Consider the following 18,671-nt stretch of genomic DNA (forward strand, 5'->3'; position numbering starts at 1 on the left):
GGGCTCGGCTCTACAAACAAAAAACGCCGGCTTTCGCCGGCGTTTTTCATTGCATCCCGATCCGGCCTCAGGCCTTCTTGATCAGGAAATCTTCCGGCTTCTTGTTGCCCTTGGCAGTCAGCTCAGCCATCCAGCGCGGCTGCTTGCCACGGCCGGTCCAGGTTTCCTTGGGGTTGGCCGGGTTGCGGTACTTCGGGGCAACCTTGCCCAGCTTGCGGCCGGCGGTCTTCGACGGGGCCTTGGCGGCCGGAGCGGCCTTGCGGGCACGCGTGGCCGGGGCGCTGCCGAACAGTTCTTCGATGGTGTAACCCTCGGTCTTGGCCAGCTTGGTCAGCTGGGCCCGGACCTTGGTGATCGGCCGGCGCTTGGCGACGATGGTCTGCTGCTTCTTGGCGGTACGGATCAGGGCGCCCAGCTCGCGTGCTGACAGGCCGGTCAGGTCAATGCTCATTTACGGTTACTCCGGAAACTAATGTGTGGACGGGACAAGCCAGTCCATGGCGTCGGCGGACAGAATAGAGATGAATTAATCACAGCACAAATGCAGGCGGGTCATGGCGTGGCGGCATGCAGGCGCCGTCGCGGTGATTTTGACCGGATTATGTCCGCTGCAATATCGGGGAAGACCGCGGCAGAAAAAAAAGACCGGGGCAGGGCCCGGTCTTTTTCCTGATCAGCCCTGCAGACGCTGCAGCAGGGAGGCCTTGTCCAGGCTTTCCGCTTCGCTGGCGCGGCGCGAGCGGTATTCGTAGGTACCGGCGGCCAGGCCGCGTTCGCTGACCACCACGCGGTGCGGGATGCCGATCAGTTCCATGTCGGCGAACATCGCGCCCGGGCGCAGGCCGCGATCGTCAAGCGCAGCGTCCAGGCCGGCATCGCGCAGTTCCTGCAACAGGTTGGCCGCAGCGTCGGCCACGGCAGCATCGCCCTTCGGGTTGATCACGCACACCACCACCTGCCACGGCGCCATCGCGTCCGGCCAGATGATGCCGGCATCGTCATGGTTCTGTTCGATCGCGGCAGCTACCACGCGCGAGATACCGATGCCATAGCAGCCCATCGCCATCACCGCCGCCTTGCCGTTTTCATCCAGCACGGTGGCATCCAGCGCTTCGGCGTACTTGCGACCGAGCTGGAACACGTGGCCGACTTCGATGCCACGGGCGATCTTCAGTTCGCCACCGTCCAGTGCGCGGTCACCGGCACGCACGTTGCGGATGTCCGCCACTTCCGGTTCCGGCAGGTCGCGGCCCCAGTTGACGCCGGCCAGGTGGAAGCCGGTTTCGTTGGCGCCGACGACGAAGTCCGACATCGCCGCCACTTCGCGATCGGCGACCACGCGTATGGGCTTGGCCGGGGCGACCGGGCCGAGGAAGCCCGGCACGCTGCCCAGATGCTCGGCGATTTCCGCCTCGCTGGCGAAGCGCTGTTCGTCCAGGCCGGCAACCTTGGCCAGCTTGATCTCGTTGACTTCATGGTCACCGCGCACCAGTACCAGCACGAACTGCTGTGCCTTTCCTTCACCCGCGATCAGCGCCACCGACTTCACCGTGCGCTGCAGGTCGATGCCGAGCAGGGCCGCGACCTCCTCGCAGGTCTTCTGGGTGGGGGTGTCGACCTTGCGCATGGCTTCGCTGGCGGCCGCACGCGGCGCCGGATCGGCGGCAATCGCCGCTTCCATGTTGGCCGCGTAGTCCGAGCCGGTGGAGAACACCAGCGCGTCTTCACCGGAATCGGCGATCACGTGGAATTCCTGCGACGCATCGCCGCCGATTGCGCCGGAGTCGGCCTGCACCATGCGGAAGTCCAGGCCGAGGCGGGTGAAGATGCGGCTGTAGGCCGACTTCATGTTCTCGTATTCGCGCACCAGGCACTCGTCGTGCAGGTGGAACGAATAGGCGTCCTTCATCAGGAACTCGCGCGAACGCATCACGCCGAAACGCGGGCGGATCTCGTCGCGGAACTTGGTCTGTACCTGGTAGAAGTTCACCGGCAGTTGCTTGTAGCTGGACAGCTCGCTGCGCGCGAAGTCGCAGGCGGCTTCCTCGGCGGTCGGGCTGTAGCAGAACACCTGGTCCTTGCGGTCCTTGATCTTCAGCAGCTGCGGGCCGAACTTCTGCCAGCGCCCGGTCTGCTCCCACAGTTCCTTCGGCTGGATGGTCGGGATCTGGAATTCCACGGCACCGGCGCGGTCCATTTCCTCGCGCACGATGCGCTCGACCTTGCGCAGCACGCGCAGGCCCAGCGGCGACCAGGTGTACAGGCCCGATGCCAGCTTGCGGATCATGCCCGCGCGCAGCATCAGCCGGTGGCTGGTGAGCTCGGCGTCGCTGGGGGTTTCCTTGGTGGTGTGCAGGTGGAACTGGGAGAGGCGCATCGTCGGCTTCGGATAACGGCAGAGACGCCTATTCTGCCAGCCCGGCCGGGGGGAGGGGTATCGGCAGGGCTGCGCCCTGCACCCGCAGTAGTGCCGGCCGCTGGCCGGCAACCTCAGAAGCAACAGCCGAAGCAACAGCGGGCTTCCCGTGGGATGGCGGGGTGGGTCAGGTTGCGGGAGACGCCGTAAACCCCGCTCCGCGGTCCGGCCCAGCCGCTGGCGGCTGTGCGTTCGGGCGCTTGCGAAGCAGTGCTTCGCGAGCAAAGCGCCCTCACCCATGGGGGCTTGGCCGCGGCATCCATGCCGCGGACACTCCCGCAACCGGACCCACCCCGCCTTCGACAGTTTCCTGCGAGCTGTCGGAATGGCTCCTGGGGTCAGATCCGTTTTCCGCAGGAAAACGGATCTGACCCCGGATTCAATTCGAGATCCGACAGATTTCATCCACGCATGGCGTGGATCTATTGGCCACCGGGAATCTGTCGGGGGTGGGGCGGTGTCGGATTGCGGGGTGTCAGCCGCATGGATGCGGCTGCCAAGCCTACATGGACGTACTTGCGGCGTCCCCGCAATCCGACACCGCCCCGCCATTCCACGGAATGCCCGCTTTTGACGTTGCCGTTGCCGTTGCATGCAGCCTCTGCAGGTGCAGGGCGCAGCCCTGCCGACCCCCTTAACTTGCCGGTGGGCAGTACGCCTTGATCGCGGCCTCCGCCAGCCCCTTCTGCGCGGTGCGCTGCTCCGGGCTCAACGGGGTATCGGCCTTGCCATCACCATCGGTGTCCTGCATCACCTGGCCGCCACCATCCAGCAAGGCCAGGTTGGCACGGGCGGTGCTGCACTGCTCGGGCACCGGTGCAGCCGGAGTCTGGGTGCTGGTTGCAGTCTGCGGGCTGCGCGCCTGCTCCCGGGTCTCGTACTTTTTGCCGGCCGGCGGGGTCTCCGAGTACTGGGTCACGCCATGGGCGTCCTTCCATTTATAGACCGGGCCAGCCACGGCGCTGGCACTGGCCAGCAGCAGGCATCCAAGGCAGGACAGGGCACGCATGGCAAACTCCGCGGAATGGGCGTAGAACGCCGATTGCAGCATTGGCGCCGAGCACTGGCAAGTCGATTAAACTGGATTCCATGGACCCGATCACACCGCCGCCGCGTTCGCGCACGATTTACCTGCTGCCCAACCTGTTCACCACTGCCGGACTGTTCGCCGGCTTCTACGCGATCATCGCCGCGGCCAATGGGGATTTCGTCAACGCCAGCATCGCCGTGTTCGTGGCGGCGGTGATGGATGGGCTGGATGGGCGCGTGGCGCGCCTGACCGGCACCAGCAGCGAATTCGGCGTGCAGTACGACTCGCTGGCCGACCTGGTCAGCTTCGGCATGGCTCCGGCGCTGGTGATGTATCACTGGTCGCTGTCGTGGCTGAAGTTCGACGATCCGCTGCTCGGCCGCGTTGGCTGGGCCGTAGCGTTCCTGTACGCGGCCTGCGCGGCACTGCGCCTGGCCCGCTTCAATACCCAGGTGGCGGTGGTCGACAAACGCTGGTTCGTCGGCCTGGCCAGCCCGGCCGCGGCCGGCCTGATGATGTCCTTCGTCTGGGCGTTCGCAGACGGCAACCTGGGCTGGGACGGCAACCAGCTGCGCTACGTGGCGCTGGCGGTGACGATCATCGCGGCGCTGCTGATGGTCAGCCGCATCCGCTTCTGGAGCTTCAAGGGCGGCGGCGCCAAGGGTACCCGTTCCGACCGCGTGCCGTTCCTGGTGCTGGCCCTGGTGCCGGTGGCCATCGCCATCGCGGTCATCGATCTGCCGCGCGTGCTGTTCGCGGTGGGCATCCTGTACGCCCTGTCCGGCCCGGTGATGTGGGCCGTGCAGCGCCTGCGCAAGAAGCCCGAGGCCGCGTGAGCCAGGACCTGCCCGTGCTGTGGTCACCGGCCCAGCAGGCCTGGCTGCAGGCCATGGGCTACACCGTCTATCACGACGGCCAGCTGGCCGCCGAGCTGGACGCCGCGCTGCAGCTGAGCGTGGCCGAAGCCGAGGCGGCTGCCGCGCCAGCGGTGGAGCAGGCGCGGGCACCCACCGCGCCCGCGCGCGAACCTCTGGCTGCGCCAACACCGGTTTCCCGGCAGGAACGCCAGGCGCCACCACGTCGCCAGACCCCGGTCAACGCACCGGATACCGCGCCGGCGGCGGCCCGCCCGCTGCCGGGCGGCAATGCCCGGCAGCCGGTGGTGCGGCTGCCGGATCGCCTGCAGATCGCCTTGCTGCGCGCGTCCGGCTGCAACCCCAATGATCCGGCCACGCAGGCGCTGATGGACAGCTGGCCGTTGGACCAGCTGCGCCAGGATCCCGCCGCCAAGCGCGCGCTGTGGCCGCAGCTGCGTGCCCTGCGCAAGCGGGGCGCACCATGAGTGCGGTCAGCCAGCCTGGTCCGGTCAGCCTGCGCGCGCTGCGCGAGAGTGACCTCAACGCGGTGATGGCGATTGAAGTACGCGGGTATCCGTTTCCGTGGACCCGCGGCATCTTCGTCGATTGCCTGCGTGCGGGCTATCCCGGCCTGGCCATGGAGCGCGATGGCCAGTTGATCGGCTATGGGGTGCTCAGCATCGCGGCCGATGAGGCACATGTATTGAACATCTGCATCGATCCGCTGGCGCAGTCGCGTGGGCTGGGTCGTCAACTGCTGCGCGCGCTGGTACAGCTGGCTGGCGACCGGGGGGCACAGCGTGTGTTCCTCGAAGTGCGTCCGTCCAATACGCCGGCGCTGGCGCTGTACCACAGCGAAGGCTTCAACGAGATCGGCCGCCGCCCGCGCTACTACCCGGCCGCACAGGGCCGCGAGGACGCGGTGGTGATGGCGATCGAGCTGGTCGATGGTGACCTGCAGGCGATGCCGCCGTTGTGACGGAGAAGGGTGCCGGCCAGCGGCCGGCACTACCGCTAGCCGCCAACCTTGGTTGGCACGCTTCTCTCACGCCAGCCGCAGTGCCAACACACCGCCGACGATCAGCGCCGCTGCCAGCCAGCGCGCACGCGGAATCCGCTCGCGCAGCACGAATACCGAGATCAGCAACGCGAACAGGATCGAGGATTCGCGCAGCGCCGAGACCATCGCCACCGGTGCCTGGGTCATGGCCCACAACGCCATTGCGTAGGAGGCGGTGGTGCCGACGCCACCGGCCAGGCCCAGCGGCCAATGCTGGCGCGCATAGTCCAGCACCGCGTCGCCGCGGGTGTACAACGCCCACAGCGGCAGCGGAATGCCCGACAGCAGGAACAGCCACAACGTGTAGCTGAGCGCGTTGCCGGACTGGCGCGCGCCGTGCGCATCGACCAGGGTGTAGGTGGCGATCATCGCCGCAGTCAGCAGCGGCAGGCGCAGCTGGCCGCCGCGCGCCCCCAGTGCCATGCACAGGATGCCGGTGCTCACCAGCACCACGCCCAGCCACGCCGCCGGGGGCAGTTGCTCGCCCAGCAGGGAGCCCGCCAGTGCAACCAGGATCGGCGCGCTGCCACGCATCAGCGGATAGGCCAGGCTCATGTCGACCCGCTGGTAGCAGCGTGCGACCAGCCCGTAGTAGGTCACCTGCAGCAGCACGGATGCAGCCAGCCAGGGCCAGCTTTGCGCGGCCGGGAACGGCAGGAAGGGCAGGGCCGCCGCCGACAGCAGCGCAGCGCTGCCGGTCACCAGCACGGTGCCGAGGAACTTGTCCGGCCCGCGTTTGACGATCGCATTCCAGCTGGCATGCAGTGCCGCAGCGGCGAGGACCAGCAGGAAGATGGAAAGCGGCATCCGGTGATGATGCCATGCCGGGAAAATGTTCCGGGTTTGGTGGGTGCCAACCTTGGTTGGCACCCACCAGGGCGAGGTGTTACAGCTTCGCGCGCTGTTCGCGCAGGCCGGCCAGCTGGGTGTTCCAGTCGGCCAATCGCACGCGCTCCTGCTCGACCACCGCCGGTGGAACCTTGTCGGTGAACCTGGCCAGCTTGGTTTCGCTCTTTTCCTGCTCGCCTTCCACGCGCTTGATCTCCTTGTCCAGGCGTGCGCGCTCGGCGTCCAGATCGACCAGGCCTTCCAGCGGCACCAGCAGCTTCAGCTCGCCTACGATCGCGGCGGCCGCCGGCGGTGCGCTTTCGCCTTCGGCCAGCCACTGGACGCTGTCCAGCTTCAGCAGGAACGACAGCGAGGCGCTGAAGCGTTCAATACGCACGCGGTCCTGCGCCAGGCCGGCCTGCAGGCGGAGCGGCACCAGCTTGGACGGCGCGACGTTCAGCTCACTGCGCACGCGGCGCACGGCACTGATCACCGCCTTCAGCCATTCCACGTCGGCCTCGGCCTGGGCGAAATCGCCTTCGAACTCGGCGGCGGTCGGGTACGGGCGCAGCGACAGCGTGGTTTCGGTCAGGCCCAGGCGCGGGGCCAGCTGCTGCCACAGCTGTTCGGTGATGAACGGCGTGAGCGGGTGCAGCAGGCGCAGCAGCGCTTCCAGCACGTACAGCAGGGTGTGGCGGGTGCTTTCGGCATCAGCCGCGTCTGCACCGTTCAGTGCCGGCTTGCTCAGTTCCAGGAACCAGTCGCAGAACGCGTTCCAGGCGAACTCGTACAGGCACTGCGCCAGCAGGTCGAAGCGGTAGGCGGCGAAATGGCCCTGCGCTTCGGCGGTGGTGGCGGCCAGGCGCGCGAGGATCCAGCGCTCGGCATCGGTACGCGGCTTCGGCACGCCGGTGAACGCAGCGCCTTCGGTGTTCATCAGGGCGAAGCGGCTGGCGTTCCACAGCTTGTTGCAGAAGTTCTTGTAGCCCTCGGCGCGGTTCATGTCGAACTTGATGTCGCGGCCGTGGGTGGCCAGCGCGGCGATGGTGAAGCGCAGCGCATCGGCACCGTGGGCAGCAATGCCGTCCGGGAATTCCTTGCGGGTGGCCTTTTCGATCTTCTCCACCATCTTCGGCTGCATCAGGCCGCCGGTACGCTTGGCGACCAGGTCGTCGATGGTGATGCCGTCGATGATGTCCAGCGGGTCGAGCACGTTGCCCTTGCTCTTGGACATCTTCTGGCCCTGGCCGTCGCGGATCAGGCCGGTGAAGTAGACGTCCTTGAACGGGATCTTTCCGACCAGGTTGTCGGTGGCCATGATCATGCGCGCCACCCAGAAGAAGATGATGTCGAAGCCGGTGATCAGCACCGACGATGGCAGGTAGCGGTCGAAGCCGCGCTCGGCCATGGCCTGCTCATTCGGCCAGCCCAGGGTGGAGAACGGCCACAGCTGCGAGGAGAACCAGGTCTCCAGCACGTCGCTTTCCTGGTTCAGCACCACGTCGCTGCCGAGGTTGTTCTTGACGCGCACTTCCTCTTCGCTGCGACCGACATAGCAGCTGCCGGTGGCGGCATCGAACCACGCCGGGATGCGGTGGCCCCACCACAGCTGGCGGCTGATGCACCAGTCCTGGATGTTGTTCATCCAGTGGCGGTAGGTGTTGATCCAGTTCGGCGGCACGAAGGAGATCGAACCGTCCTCGACCAGTTCCAGGCCACGCTTGGCCAGGTCGTCCATCTTCACGAACCACTGGTCGGTCAGGTACGGCTCGATCACCTGGCCGGTACGGTCGCCGCGCGGCACCTGCAGCTTGTGCGCCTTGGTCTCGATCAGGATGCCCAGGTCTTCCAGTTCGGCCAGCACGGCCTTGCGCGCTTCATAGCGGTCCAGGCCCTGGAAGCGTTCCGGCGCGTTTTCGTTCAGCGCTGCCACCGGCGTGAACAGGTTGATCATCGGCAGGCTGTGGCGCACGCCCACTTCGTAGTCGTTGAAATCATGCGCCGGGGTGACCTTGACCACGCCGGTGCCGAACGCGCGGTCCACGTAATCATCGGCGATCACCGGCACGCGGCGGCCGGTCAACGGCAGCACCACGTTCCTGCCGATCAGGTGCGCGTAGCGTTCGTCTTCCGGGTGCACCATCACTGCGGTATCGCCCAGCAGGGTTTCCGGACGGGTGGTGGCGACGACCAGGTAGTCGCGGATTTCGCGCAGGGTTTCCACGCCATCGGCATCGCGCTCGACGTGCTCGTAGCTCAGGCCTTCATCCAGCGTGTAGGCGATCGACCACAGGAAGCCGTCTTCCTCGGCGCTCTCCACTTCCAGGTCGGAAATGGCGGTCTTCAGCACCGGGTCCCAGTTCACCAGGCGCTGGCCACGGTAGATCAGGCCCTGCTCGTACCAGCGCACGAAGGCTTCGTTGACCGCCGCCGACGGCTGCGGGTCCATGGTGAAGGTGCTGCGCGACCAGTCGGCGGAGGTGCCGAGGCGGCGCATCTGGCGTTCGATGGTGTCGCCGGACTGCTGCTTCCACTCCCAGACCTTGCCGATGAAGCCTTCGCGGCCGAGCGAATCACGGGTCTCGCCCTTGCCTTCCAGCGCCAGGTTGCGGCTGACCACCATTTCAGTGGCGATGCCGGCGTGGTCGGTGCCGACCTGCCACAGCGTGTCGTAGCCGCGCATGCGGTGGTAGCGCACCAGCGCGTCCATCAGGGTCTGCTGGAACGCATGGCCCATGTGCAGCGTGCCGGTCACGTTCGGCGGCGGCAGCAGGATGGTGTAGGGCTCGCCCGTGCCGGACGGCTTGAAGTGGCCGGCCTTCTCCCAGGCCTCGTAGAGGTCGGTCTCGAAGGACGTCGGGTCGTAGCTGGAGGCGAGTTGGGTCATGCGGGGGAACCAGGAGGTAATCGTTGAAGGATCAGGGCGCGGCGGCGGCCCATCAAGGGACCGGGGCGCGCTTACATGTCGTGCTTGTTCAGGTCGTAACCGGCAGCCTTGTACTGGCGCCAGCGCTCGCGCAGCGGTTCGCGCGCTTCCGGATCGGCCGGAACCACTTCCAGCACGCGCTCGCACTGGCCCAGCCAGGGCTCGTCGCGCAGGTTGATCACCAGCGGACGCACCGGTGCCTCGGTGCCGGGCACGGCGATCAGCACCAGGGCTTCTTCCTCGTCCATGTCTTCGCCGGCGATCTGGTGCGGGATGTAGGCATCGTTGTCGAAGGCCCACAGCAGCTCGTCCAGCTCTTCGGCCTGGGCCTGGTCGCGGGCCAGCACCAGGGTGAACAGCCCGGCGTCGTTGGCCTTGCGCGCCAGTTCGCAGACCAGGCGCAACGGCTCGGTCAGGAAGCGGGGCTTGGCGATCAGGTAGAAGTCGGCGCGGGGCATGGCAGGGTCCGGGTCAGGCAGGGGCCCGGCTGTGCCGGGCGAGGCCCCGGCCGGCGTCTGCCGGCCAGGGTCGGGTACGGCATCAGGCGCGGGCGGCCTGGTCCAGCAGCCACTGGCTCAGCAGGCCGACCGGGCGGCCGGTGGCCATGCCGCGCTTGCCTTCATCGCTGGCCACGCCGGCGATGTCCAGGTGGGCCCAGCGCTGGCCTTCGGCGAAGCGCGACAGGAAGCAGCCGGCGGTGATCGCACCGGCCCAGCGGCCGCCGATGTTGTAGACGTCGGCGAAGGTTGAATCCAGCATCGGCTGGTATTCGTCCCACAGCGGCAGGCGCCAGGCGCGGTCGAACACCTGCTCGCCGGCGGCCAGCAACTCGTTGGCCAGGTCGTCGTGCTTGCTCATCAGGCCGGCGGTCTGGTGGCCCAGGGCGACCATGCAGGCACCGGTCAGCGTGGCGACATCGACCAGCGCCGCCGGTTCGAAGCGCTGTGCGTAGGTCAGCGCGTCGCACAGGATCAGGCGGCCTTCGGCGTCGGTGTTGCCGACTTCGATGGTCTTGCCCGACATCGAGGTGATCACGTCGGAAGGACGGTAGGCGTTGCCGTCGATGGCGTTTTCCACCGCCGGCACCACCACCACCAGGTTCAGCGGCAGCTTGGCCTTGACCGCCGCGACGAAGGTGCCGATGACGTTGGCGCCGCCGCACATGTCGTACTTCATCTCTTCGATGCCGCCCTGGGTCTTCAGGTTGACGCCACCGGTATCGAAGGTGATGCCCTTGCCGACCAGCACGTAGGGCTTGGCGTCGCCGCCATTGTTCCACTTCAGCACGACCAGGCGCGGGCGGTTGGCCGAACCGCGGGCCACGGCCAGCAGCGAGCCCATGCCCAGCGCTTCCATCTGGTGCTCGTCGAGGATCTCGGCTTCGGCACCCTCGTGCTCGCCGGCGAACTTCACGCCCACGTCGGCCAGATAGGCCGGGGTGCAGTAGTTCGGCGGCAGGTTGCCCAGCTCGCGGGCGAACTCGACACCGGCGGCGATGGCCTGGCCCTGGGCCAGGGCCTGCGCGTCGTCACCGGCGATGGCCAGCTGGGCCAGGCCGGCGTCGTCGGCCTTCTTCTTTCCCAGGGTGGCGGTGTAGCGGTAGGCGGCGTGATCGGCGGCGATCACCGCCTGGCGGATCGCCCAGGCCGCGTCGCGGTCCTTCACCGCCACTTCGGACAGGGTGAACAGTGCGCTGCGGGCAGCGCCGGCCTTCAAAGCACGCACGGCGTCGCCCACGGCCTTCAGGTACTGCGGCACGCCGAAGCGGGCGGCGTCGCCGAGGCCGACCACCAGCACGCGCGGCGCGCTCACGCCCGGCAGGTCGTGCAGCAGGGTGGTGGCGCCGGTCTTGCCGGACAGGTCGCCACGCTGGGCCAGGGCGGCCAGGCGGCCACCGCTGGCGGCATCCAGCGCCTGCGCGGCCGGGGTCAGGGTATGGTCGGCATACGCGCCGACCACCAGGCAATCAACGGTGGCGGCGGCCGGAGCAACGTGGTTCAGGGTGAATTCGAGGGCCATTGAGCAGATTCCATTGGCGAGTCCGTACAATCGCAGGCCGTTTACGCCCAGACAGTAGACTGGGCGGCACCGCGAACGAACCCCAGAGTTTAAACCACCGCCCCATGCTGAAGCTCGACCGATACCTGCTGGGCGATTTCGTCCAGAGTTTCCTGGCTACCCTGATCGTCCTGCTGGTGGTCAGCGTGGGCGGCGTGCTGGTGGACATCCTCGGCAACATCGCCGACGGGCGCCTGCCGGCCAAGCTGCTGTTCTCGCAGCTGGGCCTGCAGTTCATCGCCTACCTGCCGCTGATCCTGCCGCTGGCGCTGATGCTGGGCCTGCTGCTGGCCATCGCCCGCCTGTACCGCGACTCGGAGATGGCGGTCATCACCGCGATCGGGGTAGGCCCAAAGCGGCTGCTGCGGCCGCTGCTGATGCTGGTGGTGCCGGTGGTGCTGCTGGTCGGCGCCTGCTCGCTGTGGCTGGGCCCGTGGGCCGGCCGGGTGGCAGAGCAGATGGTCATCGAGGCCAACCGCAGCGTGCTGATGGCCGGCCTGGAGCCGGGCCGTTTCACGCCGCTGCCCAACGGCGGCGTGGTCTACCTGTCCTCGATCTCGCCCGACGGCACCCAGCTGGGCAAGGTGTTCCTGCAGCGGCAGAAGGATGATCGCCTGGAAGTGGTGTCGGCCAACAGTGGCCGCATGTACTTCGAGGGCACCCGCCAGCGCTTCCTGGAACTGGATGATGGCCACCAGGTGGAAGGGCCCGTGGCCGGTGGGCTCGACTACCGGCTGGCGACCTTCGCCCGCAATGACGTGGCCCTGCCCGACGGCGCACAGACCCGCACCGAGGACGACCCGGAACTGATGCCGACCCTGAAGCTGATCGGCGATGCGCGCCCGCAGGCGCAGGCGCAGCTGCACCGTCGCATCGCACCGCCGCTGATCGCGCTGGCGTTCGCCCTGCTGACCGTGCCGCTGGGCCGCAGTTCGCCGCGGCAGCAGCGCTATGGCCGCATGATGCTGGCCCTGATGGCCTACATGGTGGGTACCAACCTGATGTTCATCGGCAGTGGCTGGATTGCCAACGGCAAGATTCCGGCCGCGCTGGGCCTGTGGTGGTTGACGGTGCCGCTGCTGGCGCTGGCGATCTGGATGTATGCACGTGATGGCCGCCTGGGCCACCCGAAGGGAGCCCGCGCATGAGGCTGCGCCCGATGCGTTTCGACCTGTACCTGGGCCGGTCGGTGTTCACCACGGTGCTGCTGACCTGGGCGGTGCTGGTCGGCCTGGACGTGGTGATGGCCTTCTCCGGCGAGTTCAAGGACATCGGCAAGAACGGCTATACGCTGGGCCATGCCGCCGCCTGGGTGCTGTACACGGTGCCGCGCCGCGCCTACACCATGTTCCCCACGGCCGCGGTGATCGGCGCACTGATGGGCCTGGGCCAGCTGGCAGCGACCTCTGAACTGACCGCGCTGCGTGCACTGGGCCTGTCGCGCAAGCGCCTGAGCGTTTCGGTGGCGATCGCGCTGTCACTGCTGACCGCGGTGATGGTGCTCAGCGCCGAGACGCTGGGCCCCTGGGGCCAGGACCGCGCCGATGCGCTGAAGTCCAGCGCCAAGTGGGGCCGGGATATCGCGACCAGCCGCTACTCCGGCCTGTGGGCACGCGAAGGCGATACCTTCCTCAACGCGCAGAGCGGCGAGGAGCAGCTGGTCGGTGACAAGGGCACCCGCCTGATCCTGCGCGACGTGCGTCTCTACCGCATTGCCGGGAGCGGAGGGATCGCCTCGTTGACCCATGCCGCCACCGCCGAGCACGACAAGGACGGCTGGGTGCTGACCGGGGTGCGTCGCGACACCTTCGGCGAGCGTTCGGCGACCCGCCAGGAAGTGGCGCGCGAGCCGTGGAACTCGAATCTCGATGCGGCGGCACTGGCTACCGGCATCGCCAAGCCGCGCAACCTGAGCGTTGCCGAGCTGAGCACCAGCATTGCCTACCGCCAGCGCAACGGGCTGGATGCGCGCGATTTCGAGGATGTCTACTGGAGCCGCTGGTTCTACCCGGTGAACGTGCTGGCACTGTGCCTGGCGGCGGTGCCGTTCGCGTTTGGTTCGCTGCGCAGCGGCGGCATGGGCAAGCGCCTGTTCCTGGGCATCCTGTTCGCGCTGGGCTTCTGGCTGCTGCAGCTGTTCTTCGGGCGCATGGCCGGCGCGTTGAAGTTCGACTACCGCATTGCCTATGCGTTGCCGCCGATCGTGATGCTGGCGGTGTCAGGACTGCTGTTCCGGCGCAAGTCGGGCTGATTCTGGTAGCGCGGGGCCATGCCCGGCGCTACCGGGGCAATCCACCGCTTCGGCATCCGTGCCAGGACCACCAGCATCCCGGCCCAGCGTGCTGGATTCTGTAGAGCCGAGCCCATGCTCGGCTGCTTTTTGCGCACCGCCTGCCAGCCGAGCATGGGCTCGGCTCTACAGGTCGTGCATCACCGTTTCGGCATGCGCACCAGACGGGTGCCGCTGGCGCGGTCGTGCCAGGTCAGGCGTTGACGGTCGACCCACGCCCACCAGAATCCCAGCCCGCCCAGCAGCAGTGACAGCGTCCCTACCGCAAAGCGCAGCCACAGCTGGTTGCGCCGCAGTGGCGTGCCATCGCTCGATTGCACTTTCAGCCGCCATGGACGCATGCCCAGCGTCTGTCCGCCGCGGCGCCAGCTGGCCGTGGCGTACCACCCCGTGATCGCCCAGCACACCGCCCACAGCAGCCACTGCCAGGCACTGAATGGCGCGATGTTCTCGCGTTGCGCGTGGCCGCTGAGGGTGTAGGCGAGGGTGAACAGCGTGCCGGCGAGCATCCACAGTGCCAGCACCGGCAGTGCGTCGTAGACCATTGCCAGCATGCGCCACAGCAACAATGCGCGCGGATGGGGCATTTCGGTAGCAGCGGCAGAGGCCGTGTCGGTGGCAGGCTGGGACATGCGTCGAGCATACGCAAAGCTGGCCGTGCCCGCAGTGGCCCCCGTATCCTGCACGCATGGCCCATGTTTCCACCCCCGCCGAACGCCGCCAGCTGGTCCAGCAACTGCCCGAACTGCGCGCCGACGACAGCGCGCGCATCCAGCGCTTCCTTGATGCGATCTGGGCCGAGAACGGCCTGGCCCGCGCCACCCTCGACAGCTACCGGCGCGATCTGGAAGGGCTGGCGCGCTGGATGGATGGGCGCGACGGTGGCCTGGCCGGCATCGAGCGCCCCGGACTGTTCGAGTATCTGGCCTGGCGCACCCGGCATGGCTGGTCGCCGCGCAGCAATGCGCGCCTGCTGTCGGCGTTGCGGGCGTTCTTCGCCGATGGCGTGCGCCGCGGCGAACGCAGCGAGGATCCCAGCGCGCTGCTCGACCCGCCGAAGTTGCCACGGCTGCTGCCCAAGGCGCTGGCCGAAAGCCAGATCGACGCGCTGCTGGCAGCGCCCGATACCGACAGCGCATTGGGCCTGCGCGATCGCGCCATGCTGGAACTGATGTACGCCGCCGGCCTGCGCGTGAGCGAGCTGGTGCTGCTGCCCGCGACTGCGGTCAACCTGCGCCAGGGCGTGCTGCGGGTCACCGGCAAGGGCAGCAAGGAACGGCTGGTGCCGTTGGGCGAGGAATCCCAGCACTGGCTGGAGCGCTACCTGCAGCACTCGCGGCCGCAGCTGGTCGGGAAGGGCAAGGTGCAGGCGCTGGCCGATGGGCAGACGCCGTTGTTCATCGAGCCGTCGCTGCATGCGCTGACCCGGCAGGCGTTCTGGCACCTGGTCAAGCGCCATGCGCAGGTGGCCGGCATCGACCCGGCGCGGATCAGCCCGCACGGCCTGCGCCACAGCTTCGCCACCCATCTGCTCAACCGTGGTGCCGACCTGCGCGCGTTGCAGATGCTGCTCGGCCACAGCTCGCTGTCCACCACCCAGATCTACACCCTGGTAGCGCGCGAGCACCTGCAGAAGCTGCACGCCCGCCACCATCCGCGCGGCTGAGCAGGCCCCTGAATCCCGGCCACAAACCATGGGCGGTGCCGCTGTCCGGTACCGCCGGCTGTGTCAGAATCCAGGGTCTTCTTCTGTCGCGGATCGTTCCATGCTCCGATTTGCCATCGCCGCCGTGTTCGGTGCGCTCAGCCTGACCGCCTGCGCCCAGCCGGCCTCGCCGGCCGCCAGGGCGCCTGCTGCTGCCGCTGCGGCCAAGGCCGCCCCCGCCGCCAACGCGTCGGCCGACCAGGCGGTACGTGCCGCGTTGACCGCGCTCAATCCCGGTTTCCAGGTGGATTACATCGGTGCCGCACCGTTCCCGGGCTTCCGTGAAGTGGTGGTCTCCGGCCAGCTCCTGTACGTGTCCGATGATGGCCGTTACCTGTTCCAGTCGCAGCCTTACGACACCCGTGCCAAGGGCCCGGCCAACAGCGAAGGCCTGCTCGGCTACCGCCGCGATCTGCTGGCCAAGGCCAACCATGGCGACCGCATCGTGTTTGCCGCACCGAACGCCAAGTACACCATCAGCGTGTTCACCGACATCGAATGCGGCTACTGCCGCAAGCTGCACCAGGACATCGCCGAGCTCAACCGCAACGGCATCTCCGTCGAGTACCTGGCATTCCCGCGCATGGGCCTCGGCAGCAAGGACTACACCGACATGATCTCGGTCTGGTGTGCGGCTGATCGCCGCCAGGCACTGACCAACGCCAAGCGCGGTGGCAGCGTGCCGGCAAAGAACTGCACCAACCCGGTGGCGATGCAGTACGCACTGGGCCAGCAGCTGGGCGTGAACGGCACGCCGGCGATCTTCGCGCCGGACGGCACCCAGCTGGGGGGCTACCTGCCGCCGGCACAGCTGCGTGCGGCGCTGGAAAAGCTGTCGGCCAAGCGCTGACGCGACCGACCTTGTTTCTGTAGAGCCGAGCCCATGCTCGGCTGATGTTTCCGCAGCCGAGCATGGGCTTGGCTCTACAGGTAGGAAGCCGGGGGCGCGCAGCACCCCCGGCTTTTTTCTTACTTCAGGCCATCACTGACCGCCTTGGTCAGCGTGCCCTGCGCATCGTCACCACTGAACTCCCAGACGAACGCGCCGCCCAGGCCCTGGGTCTTCACGTAGCCCATCTTGCGGGTGATGTTGGCCGGGGTGTCGAAGCTCCACAGCGTGCTGCCGTTGTAGATCCAGGTGGCACCTGCGGTGTTGTCGGTGTAGCCCGGCCACGCCAGGTTCTTCAGCACCTTCCAGTCTTCGATGCCGGCTTCATACGTGCCCGGGGCAGCGCCGGTCGCGGTCTGGTACAGGCCGTTGTTGGCATTGGCCACACCGGTCCAGCCACGCCCGTAGTAGCCGATGCCCAGGTTGAGCTTGGCCGCGGGCACGCCGCGGCTGATGAAGGCCTCGATGGCGTCGTTGCTGTTGTACAGCTTCTGGTCGCCGGTGGACGGATCATTGGGCGAATCGAACAGTGCCGACTGGTGATTGGTCTTCGCATCCCACGCGCCGTGGAAGTCGTAGGTCATCACGTTGATGTAGTCCAGGTACGGGTGGTACGCGGCCGGATCGGTGACGCGGATCTTGTCGATGCCGGCGCCCACCGCCACCGTCAGCAACAGGCCCGGACGCACCGCATCGAGCTGGCGGCGGAACTCGGCCATCAGCGCGGTGAAGTTGGCGTTGTCTTCCGGCTTGCCGCAGTCGATGCCGCAGGCCACCGGGTATTCCCAGTCGATGTCGATGCCGTCGAACACACCCAGCGCGGCACCGGCACCACCGGCACCGTCGGTCACTGGCAGATTGCCCTTGATGTACGCGTCGATGCACGAGGCGACGAAGGCCTGGCGGTTCTCCGGGCGCGCTGCGCTGGAGAAGCCGCGCGACCAGGTCCAGCCACCCAGCGAGATCAGTACCTTCAGGTTCGGGTACTTGGCCTTGAGCTGCTTGAGCTGGTTCCAGTTGCCGCGCAGCGGCTGGTCCCAGGTGTCGGCGCTGCCGCTGACACTCTCGGCCGCACTGAAGGCCTTGGTGTAGTCGGCGAAAGCATCGCCACCGGCACCGCTGTTCGGATCCGAGGGTTGGGTGACGCCCACTTCGCAACGGTTGTTGCGCACGTTGCCGAACGCGTAGTTGATGTGGGTCAGGCGCGCGGCCGAACCGCTGCTGTCGATGTTCTTGACCCGGTAGTTGCGGCCATAGATGCCCCACTGGGTGAAGTAACCGATGACCCGCTTGCCGGTGGTTCCGCCGTCGCCGGCCAGCGTGGTGGCGCTGATCTCGGTGCCCTGCGCTGAGGCATTGCCGGCATTGTCGCGGGCGCGTACGCGGTAGCGGTAGGTGGTGGATGCAGTCAACCCGCCATCGACGTAGCTGGCACTGGACGGTGAACCGACCAGGCTGCCGTTGCGGTACACGTCATAGCCGGCCACGCCGCTGCCACCGCTGTTGTCAGTGGACGGGCTCCAGCTGAGCGCGATGCTGTTGGCGGTACGGGTGCCGACCGCCAGCCCGCCCGGCACGCTCGGCGCGGTGGTGTCGCCGCTGGCGGCGTTGACGGTGATGGTGATGGTCGCCGTGCTGGTGGTGGCGTTGTTGTTGTCGGTGGCCACCGCGCGCAGGGTGTGGCTGCCGGCGCTGGCGTTGGCCCAGCTGGCCGCATACGGCGCACTGGTGGCCACGCCGAGTGTGCTGCCATCGCGGAAGAACTCGACCTTGGCGACGCTGCCGTCTGGATCACTGGCGGTGGCGGTCACGTTCACCGTGCTGCCGGCACTGAAGGTGGCACCGTTGGCCGGCGAGGTCAGGCTGACCACCGGCGGCTGGTTGGCGCCGCCGCCATCGCAGGCGCCGAGGTTGGTGTAGTAGGGCGCGCCGGCCGGATGGTCCGGCGGCGCGTTCCAGATGTCCTGGTTCGCCCGATAGAGGACGCCTCCTTTCTGCAGGGTATCGCCGGCCCGGTAGATCTTGGCCTGGTCCCATTCGGCCACCCCGGCACAGCTGGCGGCCTGCGCCAGGCCGGGCAGGACGGCGGCACCGGCGGCCAGGGCAAGCAGCCAGGCCAGGCGGCGGGGACGACAGCTTCGGGTCGAACGTTCGGCACTGCGCACAATCGGGTCGTACATGGGTAAGTCTCCGATCAAAGGGCGCGCGGGCCCCGATGGCGCCGCGCGTGACGCAGGTCCGGGCATCGCCGGGGAAGGCGACGGAGGGGCCGGACGGAGGGCACCTGGGAGGCCGGGGAGAGAGTCCGGCACCAGGTGGGGACAACGTTGTCATCAATTGCGTGGTCAATCCGTGAGCAAGCGCATGGTTCGGGGAATCGGGCGGAGAGCGCGCTGCGCGCGGTCGGCGGCCATCGGCGGAGCCCCTCGTGGCTGGGGCTTTCCGCGAACAGCGGATTTCTGGGGGTTGGCCGGGCGGGTGGGCTGCGCAGGGGCGTGAGCCGCATGGATGCGGCGACCGAGCTTACATGGACGTACTTGCAGCGTCCCCTGCGCAGCCCACCCCCCCGGCCAACCCCCAGAAAACCCCTGTTCGCGGTAACCCCCCGCCCC

16 protein-coding genes are annotated in these 18,671 nt (G+C 67.8%); 7 read left to right on the forward strand and 9 right to left on the reverse strand.

Annotated elements, in window-relative coordinates; all coding sequences use genetic code 11:
* Positions 1 to 67 precede the first annotated feature (67 nt).
* The 3 genes from VG543_RS17310 to VG543_RS17320 all read right to left on the reverse strand — a co-directional run bounded on the left by VG543_RS17310 (position 68) and on the right by VG543_RS17320 (position 3,425).
* The gene (locus VG543_RS17310; protein ID WP_010480700.1) at positions 68 to 451 is read right to left on the reverse strand and encodes an H-NS family nucleoid-associated regulatory protein; all 384 of its coding nucleotides are present in this window, start codon (positions 449 to 451) and stop codon (positions 68 to 70) included.
* A 222-nt stretch (positions 452 to 673) separates the two neighbouring features.
* Entirely contained in the window at positions 674 to 2,377 is a 1,704-nt protein-coding gene (locus VG543_RS17315; RefSeq protein ID WP_058981022.1) for a proline--tRNA ligase, read from the reverse strand.
* 673 nt (positions 2,378 to 3,050) lie between these two features.
* The gene (locus VG543_RS17320) at positions 3,051 to 3,425 is read right to left on the reverse strand and encodes a DUF4124 domain-containing protein (protein WP_111097818.1); all 375 of its coding nucleotides are present in this window, start codon (positions 3,423 to 3,425) and stop codon (positions 3,051 to 3,053) included.
* An 80-nt stretch (positions 3,426 to 3,505) separates the two neighbouring features.
* Between VG543_RS17320 and pssA the strand changes: the two genes are divergently transcribed.
* From pssA to rimI, 3 genes are read left to right on the forward strand one after another with little or no spacing between them, the layout of a single operon-like run.
* Entirely contained in the window at positions 3,506 to 4,282 is a 777-nt protein-coding gene (pssA, locus tag VG543_RS17325) for a CDP-diacylglycerol--serine O-phosphatidyltransferase (protein ID WP_019660986.1), read from the forward strand.
* Positions 4,279 to 4,788 (forward strand): hypothetical protein, encoded by a 510-nt coding sequence (locus VG543_RS17330; protein ID WP_058980477.1) that lies wholly within the window; start codon positions 4,279 to 4,281, stop codon positions 4,786 to 4,788. The genes pssA and VG543_RS17330 overlap by 4 nt, the downstream gene beginning before the upstream one ends.
* Complete coding sequence (rimI, locus tag VG543_RS17335; RefSeq protein WP_019660988.1) at positions 4,785 to 5,282, forward strand: ribosomal protein S18-alanine N-acetyltransferase; 498 nt, start codon at positions 4,785 to 4,787, stop codon at positions 5,280 to 5,282. The genes VG543_RS17330 and rimI overlap by 4 nt, the downstream gene beginning before the upstream one ends.
* Positions 5,283 to 5,348: 66 nt before the next feature.
* Here the strand turns inward: rimI and VG543_RS17340 are convergent, their stop codons facing one another.
* The 4 genes from VG543_RS17340 to VG543_RS17355 all read right to left on the reverse strand — a co-directional run bounded on the left by VG543_RS17340 (position 5,349) and on the right by VG543_RS17355 (position 11,136).
* Positions 5,349 to 6,170, reverse strand: coding sequence for an EamA family transporter (locus VG543_RS17340; protein WP_423179024.1), 822 nt, complete (start codon positions 6,168 to 6,170; stop codon positions 5,349 to 5,351).
* Between the two features lie 79 nt (positions 6,171 to 6,249).
* A complete protein-coding gene (locus VG543_RS17345; RefSeq protein WP_346475051.1) occupies positions 6,250 to 9,078 on the reverse strand; it encodes a valine--tRNA ligase in 2,829 nt (942 codons plus the stop codon).
* Positions 9,079 to 9,149: 71 nt separating this feature from the next.
* A complete protein-coding gene (locus VG543_RS17350) occupies positions 9,150 to 9,575 on the reverse strand; it encodes a DNA polymerase III subunit chi (RefSeq protein ID WP_019660991.1) in 426 nt (141 codons plus the stop codon).
* An 82-nt stretch (positions 9,576 to 9,657) separates the two neighbouring features.
* On the reverse strand, positions 9,658 to 11,136 hold the full coding sequence (locus VG543_RS17355) for a leucyl aminopeptidase (protein WP_423179025.1): 1,479 nt from the start codon (positions 11,134 to 11,136) through the stop codon (positions 9,658 to 9,660).
* Between the two features lie 104 nt (positions 11,137 to 11,240).
* On the opposite strand from VG543_RS17355, the gene lptF reads away from it, so the two are divergent.
* On the forward strand, positions 11,241 to 12,323 hold the full coding sequence (gene lptF / locus VG543_RS17360; RefSeq protein WP_019660993.1) for an LPS export ABC transporter permease LptF: 1,083 nt from the start codon (positions 11,241 to 11,243) through the stop codon (positions 12,321 to 12,323).
* Positions 12,320 to 13,426 (forward strand): LPS export ABC transporter permease LptG, encoded by a 1,107-nt coding sequence (gene lptG, locus VG543_RS17365; protein WP_423179026.1) that lies wholly within the window; start codon positions 12,320 to 12,322, stop codon positions 13,424 to 13,426. The genes lptF and lptG overlap by 4 nt, the downstream gene beginning before the upstream one ends.
* A gap of 179 nt (positions 13,427 to 13,605) precedes the next feature.
* Here lptG and VG543_RS17370 read toward each other — a convergent pair whose 3' ends face one another.
* Positions 13,606 to 14,097, reverse strand: coding sequence for an RDD family protein (locus VG543_RS17370; RefSeq protein WP_021203465.1), 492 nt, complete (start codon positions 14,095 to 14,097; stop codon positions 13,606 to 13,608).
* A 56-nt stretch (positions 14,098 to 14,153) separates the two neighbouring features.
* On the opposite strand from VG543_RS17370, the gene xerD reads away from it, so the two are divergent.
* Both xerD and VG543_RS17380 read left to right on the forward strand, forming a co-directional pair.
* Positions 14,154 to 15,131, forward strand: coding sequence for a site-specific tyrosine recombinase XerD (xerD, locus tag VG543_RS17375; protein WP_021203464.1), 978 nt, complete (start codon positions 14,154 to 14,156; stop codon positions 15,129 to 15,131).
* Between the two features lie 100 nt (positions 15,132 to 15,231).
* Positions 15,232 to 16,020: a DsbC family protein gene (locus VG543_RS17380; protein ID WP_423179027.1), complete on the forward strand. Its 789-nt coding sequence runs from the start codon at positions 15,232 to 15,234 to the stop codon at positions 16,018 to 16,020.
* 119 nt (positions 16,021 to 16,139) lie between these two features.
* On the opposite strand, the gene VG543_RS17385 is transcribed toward VG543_RS17380, so the two are convergent.
* Positions 16,140 to 18,239 carry a glycosyl hydrolase family 18 protein gene (locus tag VG543_RS17385; RefSeq protein ID WP_423179028.1) on the reverse strand — a complete coding sequence of 700 codons (2,100 nt, stop codon included), beginning with the start codon at positions 18,237 to 18,239 and terminating at the stop codon, positions 16,140 to 16,142.
* Positions 18,240 to 18,671: the final 432 nt, after the last annotated feature.

This window comes from Stenotrophomonas sp. CASM101 (genome assembly GCF_049384845.1).
Classification (GTDB): Bacteria; Pseudomonadota; Gammaproteobacteria; order Xanthomonadales; family Xanthomonadaceae; genus Stenotrophomonas; species Stenotrophomonas hibiscicola.

Excerpts from the sequence above, each read along its gene's own strand:
- VG543_RS17310 (WP_010480700.1), bottom strand. The coding sequence starts at position 451 with ATGAGCATTGACCTGACCGGCCTGTCAGCACGCGAGCTGGGCGCCCTG.
- lptF (WP_019660993.1), top strand. The coding sequence starts at position 11,241 with ATGCTGAAGCTCGACCGATACCTGCTGGGCGATTTCGTCCAGAGTTTC.
- VG543_RS17340 (WP_423179024.1), bottom strand. The coding sequence starts at position 6,170 with ATGCCGCTTTCCATCTTCCTGCTGGTCCTCGCCGCTGCGGCACTGCAT.
- lptG (WP_423179026.1), top strand. The coding sequence starts at position 12,320 with ATGAGGCTGCGCCCGATGCGTTTCGACCTGTACCTGGGCCGGTCGGTG.
- VG543_RS17385 (WP_423179028.1), bottom strand. The coding sequence starts at position 18,239 with ATGTACGACCCGATTGTGCGCAGTGCCGAACGTTCGACCCGAAGCTGT.
- VG543_RS17380 (WP_423179027.1), top strand. The coding sequence starts at position 15,232 with ATGCTCCGATTTGCCATCGCCGCCGTGTTCGGTGCGCTCAGCCTGACC.
- VG543_RS17315 (WP_058981022.1), bottom strand. The coding sequence starts at position 2,377 with ATGCGCCTCTCCCAGTTCCACCTGCACACCACCAAGGAAACCCCCAGC.
- rimI (WP_019660988.1), top strand. The coding sequence starts at position 4,785 with ATGAGTGCGGTCAGCCAGCCTGGTCCGGTCAGCCTGCGCGCGCTGCGC.
- xerD (WP_021203464.1), top strand. The coding sequence starts at position 14,154 with ATGGCCCATGTTTCCACCCCCGCCGAACGCCGCCAGCTGGTCCAGCAA.
- VG543_RS17355 (WP_423179025.1), bottom strand. The coding sequence starts at position 11,136 with ATGGCCCTCGAATTCACCCTGAACCACGTTGCTCCGGCCGCCGCCACC.
- VG543_RS17350 (WP_019660991.1), bottom strand. The coding sequence starts at position 9,575 with ATGCCCCGCGCCGACTTCTACCTGATCGCCAAGCCCCGCTTCCTGACC.
- pssA (WP_019660986.1), top strand. The coding sequence starts at position 3,506 with ATGGACCCGATCACACCGCCGCCGCGTTCGCGCACGATTTACCTGCTG.
- VG543_RS17370 (WP_021203465.1), bottom strand. The coding sequence starts at position 14,097 with ATGTCCCAGCCTGCCACCGACACGGCCTCTGCCGCTGCTACCGAAATG.
- VG543_RS17345 (WP_346475051.1), bottom strand. The coding sequence starts at position 9,078 with ATGACCCAACTCGCCTCCAGCTACGACCCGACGTCCTTCGAGACCGAC.
- VG543_RS17320 (WP_111097818.1), bottom strand. The coding sequence starts at position 3,425 with ATGCGTGCCCTGTCCTGCCTTGGATGCCTGCTGCTGGCCAGTGCCAGC.